The sequence below is a fragment of the Kitasatospora sp. NPDC003701 genome (genome assembly GCF_053587085.1).
Window position 1 is genome coordinate 19946 of the sequence record NZ_JBSFNM010000072.1, and the last position, 24090, is coordinate 44035.

At 74.4% G+C, this 24090-nt stretch carries 21 protein-coding genes and 1 pseudogene; 13 read left to right on the plus strand and 9 right to left on the minus strand.

Annotated elements, in window-relative coordinates:
- Positions 1–48: 48 nt before the first annotated feature.
- On the minus strand, positions 49–2451 hold the full coding sequence (locus ACWDRR_RS38655; protein ID WP_449776971.1) for a M4 family metallopeptidase: 2403 nt from the start codon (positions 2449–2451) through the stop codon (positions 49–51).
- 870 nt (positions 2452–3321) lie between these two features.
- On the opposite strand from ACWDRR_RS38655, the gene ACWDRR_RS38660 reads away from it, so the two are divergent.
- Together ACWDRR_RS38660 and ACWDRR_RS38665 are read left to right on the plus strand one after the other, a co-directional pair.
- A complete protein-coding gene (locus tag ACWDRR_RS38660; RefSeq protein WP_449776972.1) occupies positions 3322–4152 on the plus strand; it encodes a DUF817 domain-containing protein in 831 nt (276 codons plus the stop codon).
- 78 nt (positions 4153–4230) lie between these two features.
- Positions 4231–5088 carry an S-methyl-5'-thioadenosine phosphorylase gene (locus ACWDRR_RS38665; protein ID WP_449776973.1) on the plus strand — a complete coding sequence of 286 codons (858 nt, stop codon included), beginning with the start codon at positions 4231–4233 and terminating at the stop codon, positions 5086–5088.
- Here the strand turns inward: ACWDRR_RS38665 and ACWDRR_RS38670 are convergent.
- Together ACWDRR_RS38670 and ACWDRR_RS38675 are read right to left on the minus strand one after the other, a co-directional pair.
- Complete coding sequence (locus ACWDRR_RS38670; RefSeq protein WP_449776974.1) at positions 5054–5509, minus strand: hypothetical protein; 456 nt, start codon at positions 5507–5509, stop codon at positions 5054–5056. The two genes, ACWDRR_RS38665 and ACWDRR_RS38670, sit on opposite strands and share 35 nt — an antisense overlap.
- Entirely contained in the window at positions 5506–6702 is a 1197-nt protein-coding gene (locus ACWDRR_RS38675) for a molybdopterin-dependent oxidoreductase (RefSeq protein ID WP_449776975.1), read from the minus strand. Before ACWDRR_RS38675 ends, ACWDRR_RS38670 begins: the two co-directional genes overlap by 4 nt.
- Positions 6703–6816: 114 nt before the next feature.
- On the opposite strand from ACWDRR_RS38675, the gene ACWDRR_RS38680 reads away from it, so the two are divergent.
- The 3 genes from ACWDRR_RS38680 to ACWDRR_RS38690 all read left to right on the plus strand — a co-directional run bounded on the left by ACWDRR_RS38680 (position 6817) and on the right by ACWDRR_RS38690 (position 9593).
- On the plus strand, positions 6817–8154 hold the full coding sequence (locus tag ACWDRR_RS38680; RefSeq protein WP_449776976.1) for a glycosyltransferase 87 family protein: 1338 nt from the start codon (positions 6817–6819) through the stop codon (positions 8152–8154).
- A gap of 124 nt (positions 8155–8278) precedes the next feature.
- Entirely contained in the window at positions 8279–8932 is a 654-nt protein-coding gene (locus tag ACWDRR_RS38685; protein WP_449776991.1) for a molybdopterin-dependent oxidoreductase, read from the plus strand.
- Positions 8916–9593: a cytochrome b/b6 domain-containing protein gene (locus ACWDRR_RS38690; protein ID WP_449776977.1), complete on the plus strand. Its 678-nt coding sequence runs from the start codon at positions 8916–8918 to the stop codon at positions 9591–9593. The genes ACWDRR_RS38685 and ACWDRR_RS38690 overlap by 17 nt, the downstream gene beginning before the upstream one ends.
- Here ACWDRR_RS38690 and ACWDRR_RS38695 read toward each other — a convergent pair.
- The 3 genes and pseudogenes from ACWDRR_RS38695 to ACWDRR_RS38705 form a co-directional block, all read right to left on the minus strand.
- Positions 9568–10236 carry an SAM-dependent methyltransferase gene (locus ACWDRR_RS38695; protein WP_449776978.1) on the minus strand — a complete coding sequence of 223 codons (669 nt, stop codon included), beginning with the start codon at positions 10234–10236 and terminating at the stop codon, positions 9568–9570. The genes ACWDRR_RS38690 and ACWDRR_RS38695 overlap by 26 nt on opposite strands.
- On the minus strand, positions 10233–10883 hold the full coding sequence (locus tag ACWDRR_RS38700) for a TIGR04282 family arsenosugar biosynthesis glycosyltransferase (protein ID WP_449776992.1): 651 nt from the start codon (positions 10881–10883) through the stop codon (positions 10233–10235). The genes ACWDRR_RS38695 and ACWDRR_RS38700 overlap by 4 nt, the downstream gene beginning before the upstream one ends.
- Positions 10863–11570, minus strand: a pseudogene (locus ACWDRR_RS38705) (glycosyltransferase family 2 protein); the annotation flags it as partial. The pseudogene ACWDRR_RS38705 and the gene ACWDRR_RS38700, both read right to left, overlap by 21 nt.
- 171 nt (positions 11571–11741) lie before the next feature.
- Between ACWDRR_RS38705 and ACWDRR_RS38710 the strand changes: the two are divergent.
- On the plus strand, positions 11742–12494 hold the full coding sequence (locus tag ACWDRR_RS38710) for a response regulator transcription factor (protein WP_449776979.1): 753 nt from the start codon (positions 11742–11744) through the stop codon (positions 12492–12494).
- Entirely contained in the window at positions 12491–13636 is a 1146-nt protein-coding gene (locus ACWDRR_RS38715) for a sensor histidine kinase (RefSeq protein WP_449776980.1), read from the plus strand. Before ACWDRR_RS38710 ends, ACWDRR_RS38715 begins: the two co-directional genes overlap by 4 nt.
- Positions 13637–13691: 55 nt before the next feature.
- On the opposite strand, the gene ACWDRR_RS38720 is transcribed toward ACWDRR_RS38715, so the two are convergent.
- The 3 genes from ACWDRR_RS38720 to ACWDRR_RS38730 form a co-directional block, all read right to left on the minus strand.
- Positions 13692–14747: an NAD-dependent epimerase/dehydratase family protein gene (locus tag ACWDRR_RS38720; RefSeq protein ID WP_449776981.1), complete on the minus strand. Its 1056-nt coding sequence runs from the start codon at positions 14745–14747 to the stop codon at positions 13692–13694.
- A 109-nt stretch (positions 14748–14856) separates the two neighbouring features.
- On the minus strand, positions 14857–16053 hold the full coding sequence (locus ACWDRR_RS38725; protein WP_449776982.1) for a serine hydrolase domain-containing protein: 1197 nt from the start codon (positions 16051–16053) through the stop codon (positions 14857–14859).
- Positions 16054–16296: 243 nt separating this feature from the next.
- On the minus strand, positions 16297–17229 hold the full coding sequence (locus tag ACWDRR_RS38730; RefSeq protein ID WP_449776983.1) for a LysR family transcriptional regulator: 933 nt from the start codon (positions 17227–17229) through the stop codon (positions 16297–16299).
- A 676-nt stretch (positions 17230–17905) separates the two neighbouring features.
- On the opposite strand from ACWDRR_RS38730, the gene ACWDRR_RS38735 reads away from it, so the two are divergent.
- The 6 genes from ACWDRR_RS38735 (at position 17906) to ACWDRR_RS38760 (ending at position 24030) form a co-directional block, all read left to right on the plus strand.
- Positions 17906–18577, plus strand: a complete 672-nt coding sequence (locus ACWDRR_RS38735) for a DUF4142 domain-containing protein (RefSeq protein ID WP_449776984.1) — start codon at positions 17906–17908, stop codon at positions 18575–18577.
- Positions 18578–18642: 65 nt separating this feature from the next.
- Complete coding sequence (locus tag ACWDRR_RS38740) at positions 18643–20031, plus strand: DUF1996 domain-containing protein (protein ID WP_449776985.1); 1389 nt, start codon at positions 18643–18645, stop codon at positions 20029–20031.
- A gap of 118 nt (positions 20032–20149) precedes the next feature.
- Positions 20150–20974 (plus strand): hypothetical protein, encoded by an 825-nt coding sequence (locus tag ACWDRR_RS38745; RefSeq protein ID WP_449776986.1) that lies wholly within the window; start codon positions 20150–20152, stop codon positions 20972–20974.
- Positions 20971–22407 carry an NADH-ubiquinone oxidoreductase-F iron-sulfur binding region domain-containing protein gene (locus tag ACWDRR_RS38750; protein WP_449776987.1) on the plus strand — a complete coding sequence of 479 codons (1437 nt, stop codon included), beginning with the start codon at positions 20971–20973 and terminating at the stop codon, positions 22405–22407. The genes ACWDRR_RS38745 and ACWDRR_RS38750 overlap by 4 nt, the downstream gene beginning before the upstream one ends.
- A 100-nt stretch (positions 22408–22507) precedes the next feature.
- Positions 22508–23560 (plus strand): SCO0930 family lipoprotein, encoded by a 1053-nt coding sequence (locus tag ACWDRR_RS38755; RefSeq protein WP_449776988.1) that lies wholly within the window; start codon positions 22508–22510, stop codon positions 23558–23560.
- Complete coding sequence (locus tag ACWDRR_RS38760) at positions 23557–24030, plus strand: hypothetical protein (RefSeq protein ID WP_449776989.1); 474 nt, start codon at positions 23557–23559, stop codon at positions 24028–24030. The genes ACWDRR_RS38755 and ACWDRR_RS38760 overlap by 4 nt, the downstream gene beginning before the upstream one ends.
- Positions 24031–24090: the final 60 nt, after the last annotated feature.

The following is a 24090-nucleotide window of genomic DNA, read 5'->3' on the forward strand; positions in this document are numbered from 1 at the left end:
CGGCGGTGCGCCACCACGACGTCCACGGGGGCAGGGGCCCGCCGTGGGTCAGCTCCCGGTCGAGACGGTGATGTCGTCGAGCACGAAGCTGGTCTGGAGGGAGCCGTCCTCCCGGCCGGTGAACGCGAGGGTGACGCTCTGTCCGGCGTAGGCCGAGAGGTCGACCGTGCGCAGGGTGTAGCCGGCGGCCCGGTCGAGGTTCGAGTGGGCGGCCACCTCCTGGCCGTTCACCGTGACGCTCAGCCGGTCGTACTTGGCGGACGGGGTGGTCTCGGCCGAGTCGATGTGCAGCCAGTAGGTCAGCGTCGCCCGGCAGCCCGCCGGGACGGTGACGGTCTGCGAGACGGTGTCCCTGTGGTTGGACCCGTAGCCGTCCAGCCAGGCCTTCCAGGAACCGGCGTGGCTCGCCTGGCCGGGGTCGGCGTCGAGCACGGAGGGCGTCGCCGCCCACGGCAGCGCCGCCCCGCTCTCGAAGCCGGCGTTGCCGATCAGCTGCGCCGACGGGCAGGGGCCGGCGCCGTCGGTGACGGCCCAGGTGAAGCTGGTGCTCGCGGCCGCGCCGGAGGGGAACGTCGCGGTCACCGTCACGGTCGTCGATCCGGCCGTGCCGGGTGTGCCGGTGATCCGTCCGGTGGCGGCGTCGATCGACAGGCCGGCCGGCAGGTTGTCCGCCGCGTAGGTGGGCGTGCCGGAGCCTCCCGCGGTCGGGATCAGCAGGTCGACCGCCGTTCCGAGCGCGGTGACCTGGTCGCCCGGATGCGTGAGCGCGGGGGAGGAGGGCAGGGCCGCTCCGACGTTGACGGCGCTCCAGGCGGCGGCGACGGCGGAGTACTCGCCGCCGCCGGAGCCGTAGAGGTCCTCGGCCGCGTGCAGGGTGGCGGCGCGGGCGGCGGCGTAGTCGGTGGTGGAGGTCATGTAGGCGGTCAGCGCCCGGTACCAGATGGCGGCGGCCTTGTCCCGGCCGATCCCGCTGAGCGTGGAGTGGTCGTAGGTGGGGCTGTCGTAGGCGACGCCGTTGACGGTCTTCGCGCCGCTGCCCTCGGAGAGCAGGTAGAAGAAGTGGTTGGCGACGCCGGAGGAGTAGTGGACGTCGATGCCGCCGACGCCCCGGCGCCAGTAGTCGGCGGAACGGCCGTCCTTGGACGGCTTGTCCAGGTACCGCAGCGGGCTGCCGTTCCCACGGATGTCGATCTTCTCGCCGATCAGGTAGTCGGGCGTGTCGGCGGGCAGGTCGGCGTAGAACTCCACCATGGTCCCGAGGATGTCGCTGGTGGCCTCGTTCAGGCCGCCGGACTCGCCCGAGTAGGTGAGGTTGGCGGTCGCGGCGGTGACGCCGTGGGTCATCTCGTGGCCCGCGACGTCGATGGAGGTCAGCGGGCGGGCGTTGCCGTCGCCGTCGCCGAAGGTCATGCAGAAGCAGTCGTCGTCCCAGAACGCGTTGACGTACCCGTTGCCGTAGTGCACCCGGCTGGACGCGCCGACCCCGTCGCCGCGGATGCCCGCGCGGCCGAAGGTGTTCTTGTAGAAGTCCCAGGTCGCCGCGACGCCGAAGTGCGCGTCGACGGCCGCCGATTCGCGGTTGGACGGCAGACCGTCGCCCCAGTTGTCGGTGGACCGGGTGAAGAGGGACCCGCCACCGGCGGAGCCGTTGCCCATGTCGGTGGTGTAGGTCCCGCCACGCGCCCCGTCCTTGAGCTGGTACCCGGAGTCGGCGGGCGTGGTGCCGATCGGGACCTCGCCGACGTGGACGCCGTGGCCCGTGCCGGTCTGCACGCCCTCGAAGGTCCGGATCACCGTGCCCTCGGCGGCGTCGGTGATCACGTGCAGCTTGCTCGGGCCGCCGTCGTCGGCCGTCCCGGCGAGCACGGTCTCCCATGCCACGCGCGGGGCGCCGTCGGCCGCCCAGACCACCAGCCGGGGCGGCCGGTTGACCGTCGCCCCGGGCCGGGCGTCGAGTGCGGTGGCCCGGGCCCGTGCGGCGTTCAGGGCGGGGGAGGTGCCGAGGCCGGCCAGGGCGGCGTCGGACGCGCGGTCGACACCGCGCAGGGTTCCGTCCGGGGCCTGGTGCACCACCAGGTCGCCGCCCAGGACCGGGAGCCCGGAGTAGGTCCGTTCGTAGCGCAGGTGCCGGGCGCCGTCCGGGTCGAGGACGACGTCCTTGGCGACGAGCTTCTCCTGGGGGGCGAGCCCGAGGTGGCGGGCGACGGCGGCGCCCTGCCGGTCGGCCGCGGCCAGTGCGGCGCTGCGGCCGGAGGCGGGTGTCGGCGCCGGGGCGGGCGGTGCCGCCTGTGCGGTGACCGCCGGGGCGCCGGTCACCAGCAGGGCGGTGGTGACGGCGAGGGCGGCGAGACTGTGGGCGGGGGCTTTGCGCTTCACGAGCACTCCTTTGCCTGCCGGCCGCGGGTGCGGACGGGCACGGGTCTGCGCCGCAGGGTGCGGCGCAGCGGGCATCCGGCCGGTGATGCGTCAGGTGGGACGCGGGGCACGGTTGCTGCGGCTCTGGACGGTGCGGGGGCGGCATGCAGGCCACTCTCAAGTCATGACCATGACAAGAAGCGGGCGCCAGGTCGCCCTTGCGGTGGCGACGGGGGACGGCGTCGGAGCTGCATGCAGCGTCGACAGCTCCGGAGCGGACCCCGGAGTGGCGGTGTTGGAATAGTAGCCATCAAGTTCCAAATCCTGTTGGAATGTGAGTCCTTATGACGCTCGGCTCGGTGGTTTCCGGCCAGCTGCCGGTCCGTCGCTGCCCCGGCCGACCGGCAGGTGCGCGGCCCCGCGTCCACCGCTCGGTGCCGGCCGCGTACCTGACGTGCGACGGAGCCGGCCACCGCGCACACCATCACCGGCCGGATTCCGCTGCCACCGGCGTCGGCCGCGCTGCCCGGGTCGGCCCGGTGGCCGTCGCCGCGCTCTCCGGGGACCCTGTGTCGGCTCCGGCGTAGGCCGTGAGGGGGAGCCGGACATGGCACCTGGGGCGTATGCCGGCGATACCTGGGAGTGATGGCGCACACCCGCCCAGCTGGCAGCGTGTCCACTGCCCCGGCCGGCAGCGGTTTGTTCGGATTCCCGCCGCTCAGGCCCTGGTGGGCACCGGCGGGGTGCGTGCCCCGGTCGCCCGGGTCACCACCTCATCACCGTGGTGACCGAACCGGTGACACGCCTTCCGCCGCCATGGGCGCCGACCCCTCCCTGACGGAGCACAGTGACCCCCAGACCCAAGCCCCGCCGCCCCCGATCCGGCTGCCCGGCCGCCTACGCCGTCCGCACGGTCCCCGCGTTCGGCCGGGCGGCTTCATGAGAACCGGCCGACTCGCTCCGCCGATGAGGCAGCTGCTCGGATTCGCCTGGTCCCAGACCCGGGCGTCCGCCTTCGCCGCCGCCCTGCTGGGGGGCCTGGCCGTGTCACGGGTCCTGCCGGCCCTCCCGGTCGCCCGGTACGACCTGCTGCTCTGCTACGGCGTTCTGCTGACCCTCCTCTTCTGGCGACGTGGCTGGGAGAGCGGCCGCGACATCGCCGTCATCACCGCGTGCCACGGCATCGGCCTGGCCTTCGAGCTGGTCAAGGTTCAGCTGGGATCGTGGAGCTACCCGGAGCCGGCGGTCCTGAAGTTCGCGGGTGTCCCGCTGTACGGAGGCTTCCTCTACGCGGCCGTCGGCAGCTACGTCTGCCGCGCGTGGCACCTGCTCGACCTGGAACTCGTTCGGTACCGCCCCCGGGCGATGGCCGCCGTGGCCGCCCTGATCTACGTGAACTTCTTCAGCCACCACTGGTTGCCCGACGCCCGGTGGGTCCTGGCCGGGCTGCTCGCGCTGGCGACCGCGGGCACCTGCGTCCGCTACACCGTCCAGACCACCCGGCGACGGATGCCGCTGCTGTTGTCCTTCGCGCTCATCGGATTCTTCCTGTGGGTCGCCGAGAACATGGCGACGTACTTCGGAGCCTGGCGCTACCCCTACCAACTCCACGGCTGGCAGCCCGTCGGACCGGACAAGCTCGGAGCCTGGTCCCTCCTCATCTCGGTCACGTTCGTCCTGGCCGCCATCGGGCGCACCCGCCCCACCGATCCGGCACCGAAGGGCCCGCCGACGGGGTGGACGTCCCCGTCGGCCTCGGTCCCGCACCGGCGGCGCGGGGACGTTCGTGATTCGTAAGGCCCGCTGTCCCGCCTCCGGTCCGCTCCCTTCCTACAGTGGCCGGGAGGTTGTTCCCGAGAAGAGAGGTGGACCGGGATGACGGTCGACCAGGACGTCCTGCCGAGCGCCGAGCTGGGCGTGATCGGCGGCTCCGGGCTCTACGAGCTGCTGGACGACGTGACCGAGGTGCGGGTGGACACCCCGTACGGCGAACCGAGCGACGCGCTGTTCGTGGGAGAGGTGGCCGGCCGCCGGGTCGCGTTCCTGCCCCGGCACGGACGCGGCCACCGGCTCCCCCCGCACCGGATCAACTACCGCGCCAACCTGTGGGCGCTGCACACCCTGGGCGTGCGGCAGGTGGTCGCGCCGTGCGCGGTGGGCGGGCTGCGCCCGGAGTACGGGCCGGGCACGCTGCTCGTCCCCGACCAGTTCGTGGACCGGACCTCGGGGCGGCCGCAGACCTTCTACGACGGTCTGCCGCTGCCGGACGGCACGGTGCCGGAGGTGGTGCACGTGTCGATGGCCGACCCGTACTGCCCGGCGGGGCGGCAGGTCGCGATGGACGCCGCCCGGGAGGCGGCCTGGGTGCCGGTCGACGGCGGCACCCTGGTGGTGATCGAGGGCCCGCGCTTCTCCACCCGCGCCGAGTCCCGCTGGTTCACCGCCAACGGCTGGTCGGTGGTCGGCATGACCGGGCACCCGGAGGCCGTCCTCGCCCGCGAACTCGGCCTCTGCTACACCTCGCTGGCCCTCGTCACCGATCTCGACGCCGGGGTGGAGAGCGGTGAGGGCGTCACCCACGCCGAGGTGCTGAAGGAGTTCGCCCGCAACGTCGACCGGCTGCGCACCGTGCTGTTCAAGGCGCTGGAGGGGCTCCCGGCGGTGCGCGAGTGCCCCTGCCCGCACACCCTGGACGGTCTCACGACCGGCCTTCCCGGGGTGCCCGGCGCCTGACGGCCCGGTCCCGGCTCCTGAGGGTCCGGTCCCGACGCCGCCACCGCCCGGCGAACGCGAGCAGCAGCGCGAGCCCGGCGGTGGCGGCCAGCACCAGCAGCCAGTTGCGCAGATAGGGCAGTGGCAGCAACGACGGGTTGTCGTGGTCGTCGTCGGCGCGCAGGACGGCGGGCAGCCCGACGGCGGTGACGGCCGCCGCGACGACCAACCAGCCGCGCAGCACCGGCCCGCGCACCAGGAACGCGCCCAGCAGGCACACCAGCGGCACCCACAGCCCGTCGTGGAGCACCAGCCCCCCGACCGCCCAGACCAGGACGTCCAGCGGGTCGGTGATGTACGCGTCGCCGAGCAGCCCGGACAGGCCGTAGCCGGTCAGGGCGAGGCCGGCGGCCAGCAGCAGAGCGCGGACGGCGGCGGTCATGCGATCACCTCGATGCGCTCGACCCACTTGGTCTGCAGGACGCCGGGCCGGTTGGGCGCGATGATCCGCGCGGGGAACCCGTGGTCCGCGGCCAGGACTTCGCCGTCGACCCGCAGGGCGAGCAGGCTGAGCGGATCGTCGACGTACGGCGCGGGCATCTCCATCACCCGGTACGGTCCCTCGGCCTCCAGCGAGGTGACCCGGACCGCCGAGCCGGGCGGGGCGCCGGCCCGTCGCACCAGATCGGCCACCCTGACCCCGGTCCACCGGGCGCCGGCGCTCCAGCCCTCCACGCAGGAGATCGGCAGTTCGGCGGAGTGCTGGGGGAGTTCGCCCAGTTCGGCGAGGGTGAGCTCGTACGGCCGGGGCCCGTCGACCCGCAGCCGCCAGTCGGCGGGCACGGTGACCGTCCCGGCCTGGGCGGCGGTGCGGTTCACCGGCAGCCCCTGGGGGCCGAGATCGGGGCGGCGCGGAGCCAGCAGGTCCAGAGCACGCAGCCAGGGGACGGTCTGCCCGGCGGTGGTGAGGGTGACGGCGCCGACCGCGGCGGTGGTGGCCGTCAGGAACGCGCGGCGCTGCGCCAGGGCCGGGGCGGCCCGGCGCCACCAGTTCGCGGTGACGACCGGCGCCTTGACGGCGAGGTGGACCAGCAGCCCGCCGGTCGCCAGCCAGCCCAGCCAGAAGTGGGTCTGCCGGAACGGGAACGGCCACGGGTACCACTGCAGGGTGTTCAGCAGGCCGGTGAACAGCTCCAGCAGGACGGCCGCCACCAGGACGGCGATGCCGAGCCGTTCCAGGGCGTGCAGCACGCTGCGGGCCGGTGGCCACTCGAAGAGGCGCGGGTAGACCGCCCACAGTTTCGCGCCGGTCAGCGGGATCGCGGCCAGACCGCTGATCACGTGCAGGCCCTGGGTGACCCGGTAGCCGTTCACCGGCCGTGCGGGCAGGTGCGGCGCGAGCCGGCCGGGCGGGTCCTGGAGCAGATGACTGGCCAGGCCGGTCAGGAAGCAGACCAGGAGGGCCACGCCGAGCCAGCGGCCGACGACGACCACCGTCCGCGGCTCGTGCAGCGGTGAGGTGAACGCCCCCTCGCGGAAGGGCCCGCGCCGCAGGAACGACGGGGGAGTGGGCAGCGGCGGGTCGTAGCGGTGGCGAGCGGCCGGTGTGCCGGGCTCGGCGGGTTCGGTCTCCATGCGTCCATCGAAGCGCCCCGGCGCGTCCCGCCGGTGCTCCGACGTGCTTACGGAAAACGAACGGCGGCCTCGCCGCCGGGGCTGCGGAGGGAAGCCGGTGGGAGGGTGGGCGACGTGATCTCCCGTACCGTCCCGCCCTGCCTCCTGGCCCTTGCCGCGCTGGTCACGGCCCTGGCGCTGACCGTCGCCGAGAGCGGCGCGCTGCCGCTCCACGGCTGGTACCTCCTGGATACCGCCCTGTTCGCCGTCGCGGTGCCGCTGCTGCGCAGGGTGCCGCGCCGGCAGGCCGTGCCGCTGCTCCTGGCCGGCAGCGTCGCCGTGGCCGCCGTCGGGCTCCTGGCGCCGCCGCGCACCAGCGACGACGCCTACCGCTACGTCTGGGACGGCCGGGTCCAGGCGGCCGGGACCTCGCCCTACGCGCACACCCCGGACGATCCGGCGCTGGCCCGGCTGCGCGATCCGGTGCTCTTCCCGGTCGGCGACGGCTGCACGGCCTGGGACGAGCGGCGCACCGCGGCCGGGGACTGCACCCGGATCAACCGGCCGGCCGTGCACACCATCTACCCGCCGGTGGCGCAGGCGTGGTTCCTCGCGGTGCACCCGTTCGGCGGCGGGGTCCGCGGGGTGCAGGCCGGCGGGGCGGTGCTGGCGGTGGCGACCACCGCCCTCCTGCTGGGGCTGCGGCGGGATCCCTGGCGGGCCGCGCTGTGGGGGTGGTTCCCGGGCGTGACCGTGTGGGCCGTCAACGACGCGCACGTGGACACGCTCGGCGCCCTGCTGACGGTCGCCGGGCTCGGCTGCGCGGCGCGGGGGCGAGCGGTCGGCGGGGGACTCCTGCTGGGCGGCGCCGTCGCGACCAAGCTGCTCCCGGCCCTCGCCCTTCCCGGCGCGCTCTCGGGTCTCCTGGCCCGGCGCCCGACCCGGCACGACGTTCTGCTCGTCGGGTCCGCGCTCGGCGCCTTCGCCCTGGCCTACCTGCCGTACGTCGCGGTCTCGGGCACCTCCGTCCTGGGCTATCTGCCGGGCTACCTGCGCGAGGAGGGCTACGAGCAGGGGCACATCGACCGGTTCGGGCTGCTGCGGCTGGTGCTGCCGGACCGCCTCGCGCCGTGGGCGGCGGCGCTTGCCCTCGCCGCCGTGGTGCTCCGGGTGCTCCGCCGGGGCGACCCGCACCGGCCGTGGGCCGGCGCGCTCCTGGTGACGGGCACGGCGCTGCTGCTGGTCGCGCCCGCCTACCCCTGGTACGGACTGCTGGTGGTCGCGTTGGTCGCGCTCGACGGCCGCTGGGAGTGGCTGGCCGTCCCGGCCGCCGGGCAGGCGCTCTACCTGACCGGAGGGCCGACCGCGCAGCAGCTCGCGTACGGGACGGCGCTGTGCGTCGTCCTCCTGGTCCCCTTGCTGCGGCAGCGCCTCGCGGGGCGGGTGGTCGTGGCGGTGGGCGGTCAGAAGTGACGGAAGTCTGACGGGTCGGCGCAGGCGCTGGCCGTTTCGCCGTTCGGCTGGTCGAATCGGCGACGTGAGCGAAGAGATCGAAGAGGGCCGGGGAGCGCCGGTCGGCCGCCGGGTGGTGCTGGGGATGCTCGGCCTCGGCGCCGTCGGCGTGGCAGCCGGCCCCTACCTCCAACGGGCCCAGGACACCGTGGCCGGCAAGGACCCGACGGGCCTCACCGGCCTGCTGCCGGGAGGCGGCGGCTTCCGGTACTACTCCGTGGTCTCCTCGGTGCCGGCGCGCGGCCCGGACACGTACACCCTGACGGTGGACGGGCTGGTGGAACGCCCCGGGAGCTACCGCCTGGCCGACCTCCGGGCGATGCCCCAGCGCCGGATCGTGCGGGACGTGCAGTGCGTGACCGGCTGGCGGGTGCCGAACACCCCGTTCGAGGGCGTGCCGCTCGCGCACCTGCTCGAAGCCGCCGGCGTCACCGCGGGCGCCCGGGCGGTGCGGTTCAGCTGCTTCGACGGCGAGTACACCGAGAGCCTCACCCTGGAGCAGGCCCGACGCGACGACGTGGTGGTCGCGCTCAGGCTCCAGGACGCCCCGATCTCCCACTCCCACGGCGGGCCGGTGCGCCTGTACGTGGCGCCGATGTACTTCTACAAGTCGGCGAAGTGGCTGTCGGGGATCACCGTGACCGACAGGGTGGAGCCGGGGTACTGGGAGCAGCTCGGTTATGACGTCGACGCCTGGGTCGGCCGGTCGAACGGACGTGACGATGAACCGACCGCCTGAGCTGCTGCTCCGCTTCAGCCGCGCCGAGCGCTGGGTGCACCGTGCCACCGCCGCCCTGATGCTGACCTGCCTGGCCACCGCCGCCTGCCTCTACCTGGCGCCGCTGGCCGAACTGGTGGGCCGCCGAAGGCTGGTGGTCACCGTGCACGTGTGGTGCGGGCTGGCGCTGCCGGTGCCCCTGCTGCTCGGACTGGCCTTCCGGGCGGTGCGGGCGGACGTGTCGAGGCTGAGCCGCTTCCACCCGGTCGATTGGGCCTGGCTCCGGGCGGTCCGGGCCCGCGCCGCGTACCGGCCGGCGGGGAAGTTCAACGCCGGGCAGAAGCTGTACGCCCAGTGGACGCTGGGCGCGATGGCGGTGATCCTCGGGACGGGCCTGCTGATGTGGCTGACCCACCTGGCGCCGCCGGCCTGGCGGACCGGCGCGACCTTCGTCCACGACTGGCTCGCGGCGGCCGTCGCCGTGGTGACCGCCGGGCACGTCCGGATGGCGCTCCGGGATCCCGAGGCCCGGCGCGGGATGCGGACCGGACTGGTCGACCGGCGCTGGGCCGAGCGCGAGCACCCGCTGTGGGCCGAGCGCGAGCACCCGCTGTGGCCGAACGCCTCCCCGGCCGGGGCCGAGGAGGCGGTGCCCGTCACCGAGGACGGGCGGCCCTCCTGAAGGCGAGGAAGCGGCGGCCGTGGGAGGACCAGCGCTCGGTCTCGACCAGCCCGGCCCGCTCGGCCCGACGGGCGGTGGCCGCGGCGCCGCTGCGGGCCCAGGGGAACGGTGGCCCGAGCCGCCCGTCGCGCCCCTCCACCCGGACGGTGATCCGCTCGTCGAGCTCCTGCGGGTCCACCTCGACCAGCAACACGCCTTCCGGCGCCAGGAGTTCGGCGCTCCGCCCGAGCAGCAGCCCCGGGTCCCCGCCGATGCCGAGGTTGCCGTCGGCGAGGAGCGCGCCGCCCCAGCGGCCCTCGGCGGGCAGCCGGTCGAACACCGAGCGGCACAGGGCGGGCCCGCCGAGGCTCCTGGTCCGGTCCACCGCGGCGCCGGTGATGTCGACGCCGAGGGCGGGCACGCCGAGGCCCAGCAGGGCCGCGACGAGGCGGCCGGGCCCGCAGCCGAGGTCGACCACCGGCGCGGTCAGCCGGGTGCAGCGCAGCAACAGGCCGTGATCCGCGCCGGCGGCGGGTGCGCACCAGCGTTCGACGTCGAGCGGGATCCGGTGGCCGTCCTCGCGCCGCAGCCACAGCGGGCCCCGGCCGGCGAGGACGGCCTCGGCGAACGGGTCGTCCACCCACGCTCCGGTGACGACGGTCACCGCGTCACCTCGGTGGCGGGCTCGATCGAGCGCAGACAGGCCGCGAACCTGCTGTGCGGAGCCTCGGCGGCGACCAGGCGCGCGTCCCGGATGGTGTCCACGTCGGTCACCACCGGGAGCTGATGGACCGTCAACTGCTCAGCCACCAGCCGGTCGAGCAGGGCCTGGCCGGTCCGCGGCGTGGACATCGGCAGGCCCAGCAGCAGCCGCCTGGCCAGCTCCCCGGTGGGCCGGGCCAGCCCGAGGGCCCAGAATCCGCCGTCCTCGGCCGGCCCGTACCAGGCGTCGACGCCCTGGCGGCGCACCGGCGACAGCGGCTCGGCGAGCAGGGCGGCCGCCACCTGCGGGGTGTCCATGCCGACCAGTAGCGCGGGCGCCTGCGGGGCGGTCCCGGCGGCGTGCGCGAAGGCGGCCGCCAGCCGTTCGTCCAGCCCGCCGCCACGCTGCGGCACGACCTGCCAGCCCGGCGGGAGCCAGCGGCCGGCCTCGCCGTCCAGGACGAGCAGCCGCCGCCCGGCCGGTACCCGGTCGAGGGTGGCGAGGGTGTCGGCGAGCGCGGCCTCGGCCAGTCGCGCGGCCTGCTCGGGCGTGCAGGGCGGGGTCAGGCGGGTCTTCACCCGCCCGGGGACGGGCGACTTGGCGATCACCAGCAGGGTCGGCGGCGGCGCGGCCAGCACCGCCCGCATGTCGCGGACGGCCTGCCGGGTGCCGCGCACGGTACCGGTCACCTTGGAACGGCCCGTCCGCGGCAGGTAGTCCACGGGTGTCTCGGCGATCCGCATCCCCGCCGCCGAGGCGGCGAGCACCATCTCCAGCGGGTAGCCGGAGCGGCGATCGCCCAGGCCCAGGGCCAGCAGCCGCTCACGGCGGGCGGCGCGCATCGGCCCGAGGTCGTGCAGCGGCGCCCCCGTCCTCGCCCGCAGCCGGCGGGCCAGGGCGGCGTTGGCCAGGCGGGCGTGCAGCGGCCAGGCCCCGGCGCTCGCCGGGCGGCGGCGGCCGAGCACCAGGTCCGCCGTGTCCGCGAGGACCGGCGCGGTGACGCGCGGCAGCTGGGCGGGATCCAGCGAGCCGTCGCAGTCCAGGAAGCAGACCAGATCGGCGGTGGCGGCGAGCAGCCCGGCGTGGCACGCGGCGCCGAAACCGCGCCGCGGCTCCTCGACGACGGTCGCGCCCAGCGAGCGCGCCAGCTCGGCCGAGCCGTCGCGGGACCCGTTGTCCACGACGATCGCCCGCCAGCCCGGGGGGACGCGCCCCAGCACCCAGGGCAGGGCCTCGGCCTCGTCGAGGCAGGGCAGGATCACATCGGCACACGGCGGGGGGAGAGTCGGAGAGATCACGTCGGCCACGCTAACGGCGGGCTGCCCGGAGGCGGCCGAACCGCGGCCTTACGAAAGTCCTACGGCGGATCGCCGGCACGCGGCCGGGCCCGGCCGCGATCTTACGGAATCCGAACGTGAACCCCGTCGCGGCACCGGCCCGCGGTCGCGGCTCGTATCCTCGGCGAGGTGAACGAGAGCCCCGCTTCCGCCGCACCACCCGACCCCGCCCGCATCCTGGTGATCGACGACGACCTCACCGTGGGCGAGGTCGTCGCCGGCTACCTGACCAGGGCCGGCCACCGCGTCGACCGGGCCTGCGACGGTCACCAGGGCCTCGACCTGGCCCGCAGCCACCGCCCCGACCTGCTGGTCCTGGACCTCATGCTCCCCGGGATCGACGGCCTGGAGATCCTGCGCAGGCTGCGCGCCACCGAGAACGGCGCCGACCTCCCGGTGGTCATGCTCACCGCCAAGGGCGACGAGGCCGACCGCATCCTCGGCCTGGAACTGGGCGCGGACGATTACGTCACCAAGCCGTTCAGCCCGAGGGAACTCGTCCTGCGCGTCCAGTCCGTGCTGCGCCGCTCCCGCGCCGTGCCCACGGCGCCGTCCCCCGGGCCGCTGGTGTCCGGGGACATCACGCTCGACCCGCAGGCCCGCCGGGCCCACCGCGAAGGTGGCGAACTCCTCCTCACCCTGCGGGAGTTCGACCTGCTCGCCTTCCTGCTCCGGCACCCCCGGACGGTCTTCTCCCGGCAGGAGCTGATGCAGCGGGTCTGGGGCTGGGACTTCGGCGACCTGTCCACCGTCACCGTCCACGTCCGCCGGCTGCGCGAGAAGATCGAGGACGACCCCGCCGCCCCCACGCTGATCACCACGGTCTGGGGCGTCGGCTACCGCTACGACCCGACGACGAACGAGAAGGACGGGCCGGCGTGAAGGACCTCCTGCTGATCGCCCTGTTCGCGGGGCTCGGCGCCGCCGGCGCCGGCCTGCTCGGCTGGGTGGCGGTGCGGCTGCTGCGCCGCCGCTCGATGGCGCTCTCACTCTTCTGCGTCGCCGTCGTGACCGTCCTCGCGGTCACCTCCGGGACGTTCGCCGTCGCCCAGGCGATGTTCCTCTCCGGACACGACCTCGGCGTGGTGATCACCGTGCTCGGGATGGCCTCCGTGGTGTCGCTGCTCACGGCCGCGCTGCTCGGCCGCCAGGTCGTCGCCGGCAGCCGGGCCCTCACCGAGGCCGCGCGCACCGTCGGAAGCGACACCGGCTTCACCGCACCGGCGCACCCGCTCGGGCTCGAACTGGCCCAGCTCAGCCAGGAACTCGCCGCCACCAGCGTTCGGCTCGCCGAGTCGCGCGCCCGGGCGCAGGCCCTGGACGCCTCGCGGCGCGAGCTGATCGCCTGGATCTCCCACGACCTGCGCACCCCGCTGGCCGGGCTGCGCGCCATGGCCGAGGCGCTGGAGGACGGCGTGGCCGAGCACCCGGAGCACTACCTCAAGCGGATCCGGGCCGAGGTGGAGCGGCTCACCGGGATGGTCGACGACCTCTTCGAGCTCTCCCGGATCCAGGCCGGCGCACTGTCCCTGTCGCTCTCCCGGGTGTCCGTCTACGACCTGGTCGACGACGCGCTGGCCGGCGCGCACCCGCTGGCCCGGCAGCGCGGCGTCCGGCTGGAGGGCCGTCAGGTCGCCGCCGAGCCGGTCGAGGTGGACAGCCGTGAGATCACCCGGGTGCTCGGCAACCTGCTGGTCAACGCGATCCGCTCGACGCCCGAGGACGGCGTGGTCGCCGTCTCCGCCCGCCGCGAGGTGGACGAGGTGGTGCTGTCGGTCACCGACGGCTGCGGCGGCATCCCGGAACAGGACCTCTCCCGGGTGTTCGAGACCGGCTGGCGCGGCAGCGCCGCCCGTACCCCGCGGCGCGATCCCGGCGAGCGGGGTGAGGGCGGGGACAGCGGTGCCGGGCTTGGGCTGGCCATCGTCCGCGGCATCGTCGAGGCGCACGCCGGTCGCGCCCGGGTGCACAACGTCACCGGGGGCTGCTGCTTCGAGATCGCGCTCCCGGCGGCGCCCGGCTAGCGCGCGTCCGGCCCGGGCCCCGGACCCGACCTCGGTGGCCGGGGCCGGGGCCCGGTCAGGCCCGCTGGGGCGCGGCGGCGAACTCGGCCATCCCGGCCCGGAAGGGCACCCGGGCCCGCCACCCCAGTTCGGCCCGGAGCCTGGAGGAGTCGGCGGTGATGTGCCGGACGTCCCCGAGCCGGTACTGCCCGGTCACCACCGGCACCGGCCCGCCGTGGGCGTCGGCCAGCGCCCGTGCCATCTCCCCGACCGTGCGCACCTCGCCGCTGCCGACGTTGTACGCCCGTGCACTGCCCGGCAGTCGGCCGCCGACGGACTCCAGCGCGGCCAGGTTGGCCGCCGCCACGTCCTCGACGTGGACGAAGTCCCGGCGCTGGCCGCCGTCCTCGAACACCCGGGGCGCCTCGCCGCGGGCGAGCGCGGACCGGAACAGCGAGGCGACCCCGGCGTACGGGGTGTCGCGCGGCATGCCCGGGCCGTAGACGTTGTGGTAGCGCAGCGCCAGCACGGCCCCGCCGCTCGCGCGGGCCCAGGCCGACGCCAGGTGCTCCTGCGCGAGCTTGGTCGCGGCGTACACGTTGCGCGGGTCGGCCGGGGCGTCCTCGGTGACCGTCCCCGGCCGCAAGGCGTCGCCGCAGACCGGGCAGGGCGGTTCGAACCGGCCGGCGTCGAGATCGTCCGGGCGCCGCGGCCCGGGCGCCACGTTCCCGTGCGCGGAACAGACGTACCGGCCCTCCCCGTAGACCACCATCGACCCGGCCAGCACCAGGTTCCGCACCCCACCACGGGCCATCGCGGAGAGCAGGACGGCGGTGCCGAGGTCGTTGCAGCCGACGTAGTCGGGCGCGTCGTCGAGGTCCAGACCGAGCCCGACCATCGCCGCCTGGTGGCAGACCGCGTCCACCCCGGCCAGCGCCTGCGCCACCGCCGGCGCGTCCCGGACGTCGCCGCGGCGGAACTCGACGCCGGCCGGCAGGTCGGGCGCGGCCCCCGACGGGTGGACCGCGGGCAGCAACGCGTCGAGCACGCGGACCTCGTGGCCCGCGGTGACCAGGGCGCGCACGACCGCCGAACCGATGAACCCGGCGCCGCCGGTGACCAGAATCCTCATGACCGGCGACGCTACCCGCGGACCTGCCCGTGGGAGCGCCGAAGCGGGCGCGTGTCAGCGATCCGTAAGCCCTTCGACCTCCGGAGCCGTCCTCCGGCCGCTCCGGACGTCACTTGGCGCAGAGGGTCGCGTCGAACAGGGCCTCCACGTGCGAGAAGGCCTGCGGGCCGGGGGCGATGTTCGCGGTGACGGCGATGGTGGTGGCCCGGCCGTCCTCGGTCACGCCGGGGAGGGTGTGGAAGCCGGGGATGGAGCCGCCGTGTCCCCAGGCCACCTTGCCGCAGCTCAGCGGTGTGCGGATGAGCCCGAGGCCGTACTGCTGGCCGGGCACCGACTCCGGGTGGTCGGGCATCCTGACCGTGGTCCGCATCTGGGCGAGCTGGGCGGGCGGCAGCAGCTTGCCGCCCATCAGGGCGGAGAAGAACCGGGTGAGGTCGCTCGGGGTGGAGACCAGTTGGCCGGCCGCCCAGCCCCAGGACGGGTCCAGCTCGGTGACGTCTTCGAGCGCGCCGCCCGGCCCGGAGGCGTGGTAGCCCCGGGGGTGGGGCTCCCGGATGCCCTCGTCGCCCACCGGCGGGAAGTAGGTGTGGCGCAGCCCGAGGCGGTCGATCACCCGCTTGGTCAGCTGTTCGGCGAGCGGACGGCCGGTGATCTTCTCGACCAGCAGGCCGGCGAGGACGTAGTTGGTGTTGCTGTACGACCAGTCGGTGCCGGGGGCGAAGAGCGCCTTGTGGGCGAACGCGAGGTCGAGGAGCTCGCGGGGCTGGTAGTAACGGTGGCGGTCCTCGCCGAAGACGTTCTCGATGATGAACTCGGTGTAGTTGGGCAATCCGCTGGTGTGCTGGAGAATGTGACGGACCGTCATGGCATTGCCGTCGATGCCCTCGCCGCGAACCAGTCCGGGCAGGTAGCGCTCGACGGGGGCGTCGAGTTCGACCCTGCCCTCGCCGACCAGTTGCAGGACGACCGCGGCGACGAAGGTCTTGGTGTTGCTGCCCGCGCGCACCTGCCCGTCCACCGGCACCTTCGCCCCGGTGCGGAGGTCCGCGACGCCCGCGGTGTAGGTGCGGGTGCGGCCACCGGGGTCGACGACCGAGGCCAGCGCGGCGGGGTAGTGGTCCGCCGTCACCAGTCGTTCCAGCCCGGTCCGTACGGTGTCCTTCGCCCCGGAGGCCGGCGCCGCCGAGGCCGGGAACGCACCGGCCGTGCCGAGGGCGGCGGCCGCCGCGAGCAGCAGGGCGAGGGCGTGGGTGCCCTTGGCGGTGGTACGGAAGCCGTGACGTCGGCGGGAAAGGCGCGCGGCCATGCGGAAGCTCCTTGGGTACGGCGCGACGAGGGCGCGCAGTGAGGGGGGAACGAGGGTGACGGCGGTGCCCGCCCGGCGGGCGGACCGCGCTGGTCACGTGCTCGACCCTAGGGAGCGGGCCCCGGCCCCGGCATCGCCCGACGGCACGAGGACCGGGCTCCCGCCCCGGCCCGGACCCGGTACCACGGTCCCGCCCGCCCTCCTCCCTCCGGCGGACCGGCGTGCCGGCCCTCGGCTGCGCCCCTACTCCCGGGGCCGACGCGGCAGCGGGATGTCGGACCCGACCGGCGCCCGGGCGGCCCACCGCAGGATCGGGAGCAGCAGTTGCTCGTGCTCCGTCAGCGGGCGGGCCAGGGTCCAGCTCGCGGTCACCGGCCGACGCTCGGGGGCCGGGCGGACCGCCAGCTCGGCGAGCACGCCGTGCAGGAGTTCCCGTCGGACGGACCGGCGCGGCAGCAGTCCCACGCCCAGGCCGATCCGGACGGCCTGCTTGATGCCCTCCGTGCCCCACAGGTCGAGGGTCCGGGCCTCGGCCAGGTCCCATGTGCGCAGGAGGGACGTCAGCTGACGGCGCGTCTGCGATCCGCACTCGCGCAGCAGGAAGACCTCGCCCGCGAGGTCGTCGGGGGTGATGTCCCGTCCTGCCAGCGGATGGTCGGCCGCGCAGACCAGCAGCATCTCCTCGTCGGCGAGCAGCTCGGACTCGTACCCACCGGGAGCCAGCGGGCTGCCGGTCAGCCCGATGCCGATCCTGCCCTCCTCCAGAGCCCCGGCGAGTTCGTCCGCCGTGCTGACGGCGAGGCCTAAGAGCGCCGTGGGCTCCAGCTGCCGCAGTGCCAGCAGGGCCGGCAGGAGGTGCCCGTTGATGGTGCTGGTGCTGCCGATCAGCAGTGGTTCCTCGCGCACGAGCGCCGCCGTCCGGACGGCCTCGACGGCCTGGTTCGCCAGCGCGAGGACCTCCTTGGCCTGTGCCAGCAGAACCGTGCCCGCCGGAGTGGGGCGGATCCTCGGGCCCGAGCGGTCGACCAGCTGGGCCCGCAGGGCCATCTCCAGGTTCTGCACCTGTTTCGACACCGACGACTGGCTCAGGAACAGGACCCGGCTCGCGGCCGAGAACCCCTCGCACTCGATGACCTTCACGAAGATCGCTAGTTGATTGAGGTTGAGTCGCTCCATGGTGCCGTCCGAAGGGTGTGGGACACAGGGGTGGCACGGTGCCGCGCGGGCCCGGCCGGTAGGGCAATCTACCCCTCACCGGGCGTACGCCACAGTCCGGTACCACCTGCCGATATCGCCTGTGCCCGTCGTCCGCCGCCCGGGCCGTGCGGTCGTCCGTTCGCCCGGCCGGGCGGGGCCCGTGATCGCGGGACCGACACGTGCCGGACAGCAAAGAAGTGGCAAAGCCGCGGGACGGAAACCCGATTGTCGCCTCTCACCGTGGTGACCGGCCCAGCCCTGTGGCCGGCAGCTCCCGGGAGGTCTTCGGTGCCGAACCCACACCCCAGCGGTCGACCGGCGGCGCACTCTCCGTCCCGCACCCTCGCGCGCCGGACACCCGTGGCCGAGGTGACGCCCGTCCAGCACGCTCCGTGATGCGTACCCGCCCCTGACCGTCCAGATTCCATGACGTTCGACCGGGGCCCGCGACCACGGAATCCGTCCGACCCCCCGACGGAACCCTCCCACGGAGGTGCCGGCGGGTCCGGAGCGTGTTCACCCGGCCACCGGGGTGGTCGTCAGGTGGTTCGGTCGACGAGCCGCCGTGATCGCTCATCCCGGCGTGATGAGGAAACCGATGTCATCTTCGAGGAAGAAACGCGGCGCCGGAAATGCCCCCTACGGTATTCCCAAGGTGAGCCGTCTTCCGCGATCGTTCGCCACTCTGCTCGTGATCCTGGCCATGATCTCCACCGCGGCGGCCCTGCTGGTGCCCGTCGTCCGCTCGGCCGGCTCGTACCGCAGCCCCCAGGCGCAGGACGGGCCGGGGACGGTGCAGACGCCGACCGGGCCACTGACACCACTCGACCGCGACTTCGTCAAACGGGTCAGGCTGGCCGGGTTGTGGGAGATCCCGGCAGGCCGGATGGCGCTCGCCAAGGGCGGCAGTCCCGAGGTCAGGACCGCGGGCCGGCACCTGGTGGACGGGCACACGGATCTCGACCGCGCCGTCCTGGCGACCGCCGGGACGCTGGGCCTGGACGTGCCGAGCGAACCCTCCGTCCAGCAGAAGGCGTGGCTGAAGCAGCTGGACGACGCCCAGGGCGCGGAGTTCGACCGGCTGTTCGCGAACATCCTGCGCAACGCCCACGGCCAGGTCTTCGCCGTCGTCGCCCAAGTGCGCGCCGGCACCCAGAACTCCACGGTCCGCGATCTCGCGACCATGGCCAACTCCACGGTGCTGGACCACATGTCGGTCCTGGAGGCCACCCGACTGGTGAAGTTCGGCGAGCTCTCCGGCCCGCCGGCCGGCACCTCCTCGCCGACGACGGCGCCGGCCCCGACGCCCGGTGGAACGCAGCGTTAGACACATACAGCGGAAGAGGCTGTCCACGGCCTGTCCGACAGGCCCGATCCCGTGAGGGTGCGATGATGAGGATTCACAAACGTGGCACGTCCAGGCGGAAGTTGGCGGCCCTGCTGCTGGCCGGGGTGCTGGCGGTCAGCGGCGGGTCCGTACTCGCCGCGGCGGCGTTCGCCGGACAGAGCCCCTGGTGGTCGCAGCCGGCCGCCGCCGAGCAGCTCGGCACGGTGGCCTGCGGCGACATCGGCGCGAGCCTCGCCTCGGTGCCGGAGGCCGCCCAGGCCGACATCGACCTCGACCTCGCCGACCTCGACGCCCAGGTGGCGGACGCGTACCGCAGCCTCTGGGAGCCCGGCTCCGGGGGCGACGAGCAACGCGTCATGAGCGAACTGGGCAAGAAGCGCTCGGCGAGCCTGCGGAAGCTCGCGGCGAGCGCCGGACCGGACTCCGGGCTCCCCGCGGACCTCTCGGGCATGGCGAACTGCTCGATCCGGCGCGATCTGGTCGTCGACGCGTCCGCCCGGGACTACGCCCCCGACGCGGCGGGCCCGGCCGCCCCGAGCAAGGCGCCGAACAGCGGGCCGGTCGCCCTGGGACGCGGATTCGTCGCCATCACCTCCGTGGCTCCGAACGTCGCCAGGCCCACGCGCACCGGGCCGGCCACCGGCACCTTCACCTCACGGTGCGGACGCAACGAGAACGGCCACCTCAACCCCGACAACGTGATCGTGGCCCCCGGGGTGAGCAACGGCGCCCACCACATGCACGACTACGTGGGGAACCTCATCACCGACGCGTTCTCCACCAACGGCGGTCTCGCGGGCGCCGGCACCACCTGCACCAACGGGGACCAGTCGGCCTACTACTGGCCGGTGCTGCGGGTCCTCGACGGCACCGTCGAGAGCGATCTCAAGGCACCGGGCGGCGGGAGGGACCACAACAAGGGCCGCATCCTGCAGCCCGCCGAGGTCGGGATCACCTACAGCTCCACCGACGGGGACGCGGTCCACGCGATGCCCCGCTTCCTCCGGATCGTCACCGGCGACGCCAAGGCACTCACCAACGGGCCCGCCAACGCCCACGCCTCGTGGAGCTGCACCGGGTTCGAGGACCGCCAGCTCGCCGACAAGTACCCGATCTGCCCGGCCGGCACCCGGGTCGTGCGGATCCTGAAGTTCCCGGACTGCTGGGACGGCAGGAACATCGACAGCGCCAACCACCGCACCCACACCGCCTTCTCCAAGGCCGGCGCGTGCCCGAAGAACTTCAGGGTCATCCCCCAACTCGTGGAGCGCGTCGCCTACGACGTGCCGTCCGGTGTCCGCTTCGCCGTCGACAGCTTCCCCGAGCAACTCCACAATCCGATCACCGACCACGGGGACTTCGTCAACGTGATGACCCGCGACCTGATGGACCAAGTGGTGAGTTGCATCAACGGGGGCCGCCGCTGCGGATGACCCCCTCGGGCCGCCGGGGCGGAACCCGGTGGCCCGGGCCGCGGCACCACGCGCGGCCCGCCCGGAACCCGGGCGCCCCACCAGAGCGGAACAGCACGACCAGCCGGAGGGCTCAGCGATGTTGACAGGGCGAGGACACCGATCCCGGCGTCCGACCGAAGGGCGCAAACGCGCCGGCCGGGGCGACCGGGGCGACCGGAGCGAGCAGGAAGCGGCCGGGGCCACCGGGGACCGCACCGAGCCCGGTGCCCACACCTCCCGGACGGCGTGGTCGTACCTCCCACTGCTCGCGGCGGGACTGGGCACGGCGGCCGTGATCGTCAACGGCGCGCTGCAGGCCTTCCTCGGGACGGCCGCGGGGGTGCTCGCCCTGGTCTCGTTCAGCGCCGCCGTCCTGTGGGGACTCGCGGCGACCGACCGGCTGTTCCTGCACCCGGTGCACCGCCTGGCCGCGCAGGCGATCCACCGCGCGATGGGCATCGGCGGCGTGGTCTTCCTCTGCCTGCACGTGTGGATGACCCTGATGCAGGGCCGGATCGGCGCGGTCGCGGCCTTCGTCCCGTTCGCCGACCCGCACCGGCCGGTGATCCTGGGCCTCGGCGTGACGGCCGGCTACCTGCTGCTGGCCGTGGCCATCGCCGGGGCGGCCCGCGGGCTGCTGGCCAGGACCGGTAGCACGAGCCGGTGGCGGATCGTCCACATCTGCGCCTACCCCGCCTGGGGCGGCGCACTGGTCCACGGGCTCAACGCGGGCCGGCCGGCCGCCCCGTGGGTGTCCGTCCTGTACGCCGTGGCGGTGGCCGGCACGATCGTCGCGCTGGCGCTGCGGCTGGTCTTCCAGAACCGCGGTTCACCGCGCGGGACCACCGTCCCGGTCCGCCCCGAGCCGGCCGCCGGACGGCCGGACGGCGTCGGATCCGTTCAGCGACGGCACGGCCGATGAGCGGCGCACCCATCGCCTGGCTCGGCCGACCGGTCCTGTTCGCGGGCCTGGAGCACGACGAGCGGCTGGACTACCGCGCGCACCTGCTCGTTCACGACCGTCCGCCGGCGATGCCGGCCGAGGAACTGGCCGACCTGGCCGAGAACATCAACCTGCGCGGCCGGGGCGGGGCCGGATTCCCCTTCGCGCGGAAGCTGCGGGCCGTCGTCAAGGCGGCCGCCCGGCGCAAGGGCCGCCCGGTCGTGGTGGTCAACGGCACGGAAGGAGAACCGAGTTGCCTCAAGGACGCCGCGCTTCTGCTGCGCACCCCGCACCTGGTGCTGGACGGCGCGCTGCTGGCGGCCACCGCGCTGGGCTCCGAGCAGGTGGTGCTCGGGGTCACCCGGGCGGACGTCGAGCAGTCCCTGCGCCGGGCGCTGACCGAACGCAGGACCACCAAGCCGGCGGTCACCGTCACCCGGCTGCCCGAGCGGTTCGTCTCCGGCGAAGGGAGCGCGCTGGCCCGCGGCATCGGCAGCGGGATCGCCCTGCCCCGGGGCGGGGGCGTGCGGACCAGCGACAGCGGGGTCGGGGGCATGCCGACCCTGCTGTCCAACGCCGAGACGTACGCGCACCTCGCGGTCGCGGCCCGGCTGGGGGCGTTGCCCTACCGCGAGGTCGGCCTTCCGACGGAACCCGGGACGGTGCTGCTGACCCTGGCCGGCTCCCAGGTGGTGGAGGCGCCCACCGGCGTCCCGCTCGTCCAGCTGCTGGCGATGTTCGGCCTGGACGTCGGACAGGGCGTCCTGGTCGGCGGTTACCACGGCACCTGGCTGCCCCCCGCGGCGGCCGCCCTGGCCGTGGTGTCGCGCCAGTCCTTCCAGAGCCTCGGCGGGACGCTCGGCGCCGGCGCGATCCTGCCGCTGCCGGACACCACCTGCCCGCTGGGCGAGGCACTGCGGGTCGCCCGCTGGATGGCGGACGAGACGGCCGGCCAGTGCGGCCCGTGCTACCTCGGACTGCCCGCCCTGGTCAAAGCACTGGAGGAGGTGGTGAAGGGCGGCGGCCCGGCCGCCCTGGACGCCCTGGAGATCCGGATGAAGGCGGTCATCGGGCGCGGCGCGTGCAGCCACCCCGACGCCGCCTCCCGATTCGTGGCCTCGGCGTTGCAGGTCTTCGACCAGGACCTCCAACTGCACTCGTACCAGTACGGCTGCGGCCGGCCCGTGCTGAACGTCCTCCCGATGCCGGTCGTCGAGAGCGCCGGGAGCATCGTCGTGGACTGGACGCTCTGCGAGGCCCACGGGCTCTGCACCAGCGTCCTGCCCGAGGTCATCAGCCTGGGGGCGGACGGTTTCCCCGCCGCCGGTGTCATGCCGGTCCCGCCGCAGCTGCTCCAGCAGGCCGCCCGGGCGGTCGACCGATGCCCCGCGCTGGCGCTGCGGATCCAGTGAGTGCCGACCGGTTCCCGGCCCTCGCCCCACCTGTCACCCGACCTCGCCCCGCAACCGCTCGAAAGCTCGGGCTCCACCGAATGGAAAGGCAAGGAAGATCTTGACAACGAAACGATACGGCCTCGTAGGGCTCTGCCTCCTGCTGGCCGGCCTCGTGGTCATGGCCGCCCTCGGGAACTTCAGCAGCAGTGCCAGTCCCTCCAACCCGCCCTACGGAACCGGCCAGTTGGCCGGCGCGACGCAGTCCCCGGCCGGCGACTACGGCTCCTACGGTGGTTCCTCGGCCGCGGCCGACGCCAACCGCCCCGGCGGGCGGCTGGCCGTCCGGCCGGACGCCGCGCTCGGCAACGTCCTGACGGACAGTCAGGGCTTCACCCTCTACCGGTTCGACAAGGACACCAGCAAGCCGCCGGCGTCCAACTGCGCCGACGCCTGTGCCGCCACCTGGCCGCCGGTTCTCAACTTCAACGCCAGCACCACCGCGGGCGCCGACGTCGACCAGAGCAAGCTCGGCGAGATCGCCCGGGCCGACGGCACGCACCAGCTGACGGTGGGCGGCTGGCCCGCCTACCGCTACGCGCAGGACGCGGTGCCCGGCGACACCAAGGGCCAGGGCGTGGGCGGCACTTGGTTCGCCCTGGCGCCGGACGGGACGAAGGCGAAGGCCGCCACCGATGCGCCGGCCACCCCCGCACCGACGACCGCGGCACCGACGGCTCCCGCACCGGCGACCACGGCGGCCCCGAGTCCGGCCGCCGCCGTACCGCAGAAGCCCCAGCAGACCCAGGTCAAGGTGCAGATCTCCGTCATCGTCCACCCCCAGCTCGGCAAGATCATGGTGGACGGCTACGGCCGCACCCTGTACCACTTCGGCAAGGACACCGCCTGGCCCATGCGCTCCAACTGCGAAGGGCAGTGCATCAAGACCTGGACACCCGCCCCGCCCGTGGACGCCAATGCGATCAGCGGCGTGGACCCGAAGCTGATCGGCAAGATGCAGCGGCCGGACGGCACGTGGCAGCTGAGCATCAACTGCACGCCCGCCTACCTCTATTCGGGCGACCAGGGCTACGGTAGCGCCCTCGGAAGCGGGATGGACAACAACCTGTGGACGGCCATCAATCCGCAGGGCACGCCGGCCACCGGCAAGTGAGGGCCCGGGGCGCCCTCCCCGCCCTGCCCCGCACCGACCGTACCGTCCGGACCGCCGTCCAGTGGGCCCTGCTGGTCCTCCTGCTCCTGCTCGGCATCCTCCAACTCCTCGTCGGCCCAGGCGGATTGATCGGCCCGTCGCAGGCCGCGCAGCGCCCGGGCCCGCGTTCGGTGGAGGAGCTGGCCGGGCGGATCGGCTGCACGGCCGAGATCACCGCCGACGTGGCCGACCTCCGGCAGGGCATGTGCACCTCGGGCGGTGAGGAGATCTGGATCGCCACCTTCCCCACGCGGCGTGCTCAGGAGGCCTGGACCTCGGAGGCGAAGGACTACGGCGGGTCGTACCTGGTGGGCGACGGATGGGTGGTCGTGCTGTCCGACGCCACCGAGGACCTCCTGCACGGGCTGCTCGGCGGGGTGATCGACAGCGGCACCGACCACGGTGGGCACGTCCACACCGACAGCGGGTGATCAACGACAGCAGCGAGAATGGGGCGCGGGTTCCCGCCGGCATCGGCCGGCGGGAACCCG

Excerpts from the sequence above, each read along its gene's own strand:
- ACWDRR_RS38655 (WP_449776971.1), bottom strand. The coding sequence starts at position 2,451 with ATGCCCGCTGCGCCGCACCCTGCGGCGCAGACCCGTGCCCGTCCGCAC.
- ACWDRR_RS38660 (WP_449776972.1), top strand. The coding sequence starts at position 3,322 with ATGAGGCAGCTGCTCGGATTCGCCTGGTCCCAGACCCGGGCGTCCGCC.
- ACWDRR_RS38665 (WP_449776973.1), top strand. The coding sequence starts at position 4,231 with ATGACGGTCGACCAGGACGTCCTGCCGAGCGCCGAGCTGGGCGTGATC.
- ACWDRR_RS38670 (WP_449776974.1), bottom strand. The coding sequence starts at position 5,509 with ATGACCGCCGCCGTCCGCGCTCTGCTGCTGGCCGCCGGCCTCGCCCTG.
- ACWDRR_RS38675 (WP_449776975.1), bottom strand. The coding sequence starts at position 6,702 with ATGGAGACCGAACCCGCCGAGCCCGGCACACCGGCCGCTCGCCACCGC.
- ACWDRR_RS38685 (WP_449776991.1), top strand. The coding sequence starts at position 8,279 with ATGCTCGGCCTCGGCGCCGTCGGCGTGGCAGCCGGCCCCTACCTCCAA.
- ACWDRR_RS38690 (WP_449776977.1), top strand. The coding sequence starts at position 8,916 with ATGAACCGACCGCCTGAGCTGCTGCTCCGCTTCAGCCGCGCCGAGCGC.
- ACWDRR_RS38720 (WP_449776981.1), bottom strand. The coding sequence starts at position 14,747 with ATGAGGATTCTGGTCACCGGCGGCGCCGGGTTCATCGGTTCGGCGGTC.
- ACWDRR_RS38725 (WP_449776982.1), bottom strand. The coding sequence starts at position 16,053 with ATGGCCGCGCGCCTTTCCCGCCGACGTCACGGCTTCCGTACCACCGCC.
- ACWDRR_RS38730 (WP_449776983.1), bottom strand. The coding sequence starts at position 17,229 with ATGGAGCGACTCAACCTCAATCAACTAGCGATCTTCGTGAAGGTCATC.
- ACWDRR_RS38740 (WP_449776985.1), top strand. The coding sequence starts at position 18,643 with ATGAGGATTCACAAACGTGGCACGTCCAGGCGGAAGTTGGCGGCCCTG.
- ACWDRR_RS38745 (WP_449776986.1), top strand. The coding sequence starts at position 20,150 with ATGTTGACAGGGCGAGGACACCGATCCCGGCGTCCGACCGAAGGGCGC.
- ACWDRR_RS38750 (WP_449776987.1), top strand. The coding sequence starts at position 20,971 with ATGAGCGGCGCACCCATCGCCTGGCTCGGCCGACCGGTCCTGTTCGCG.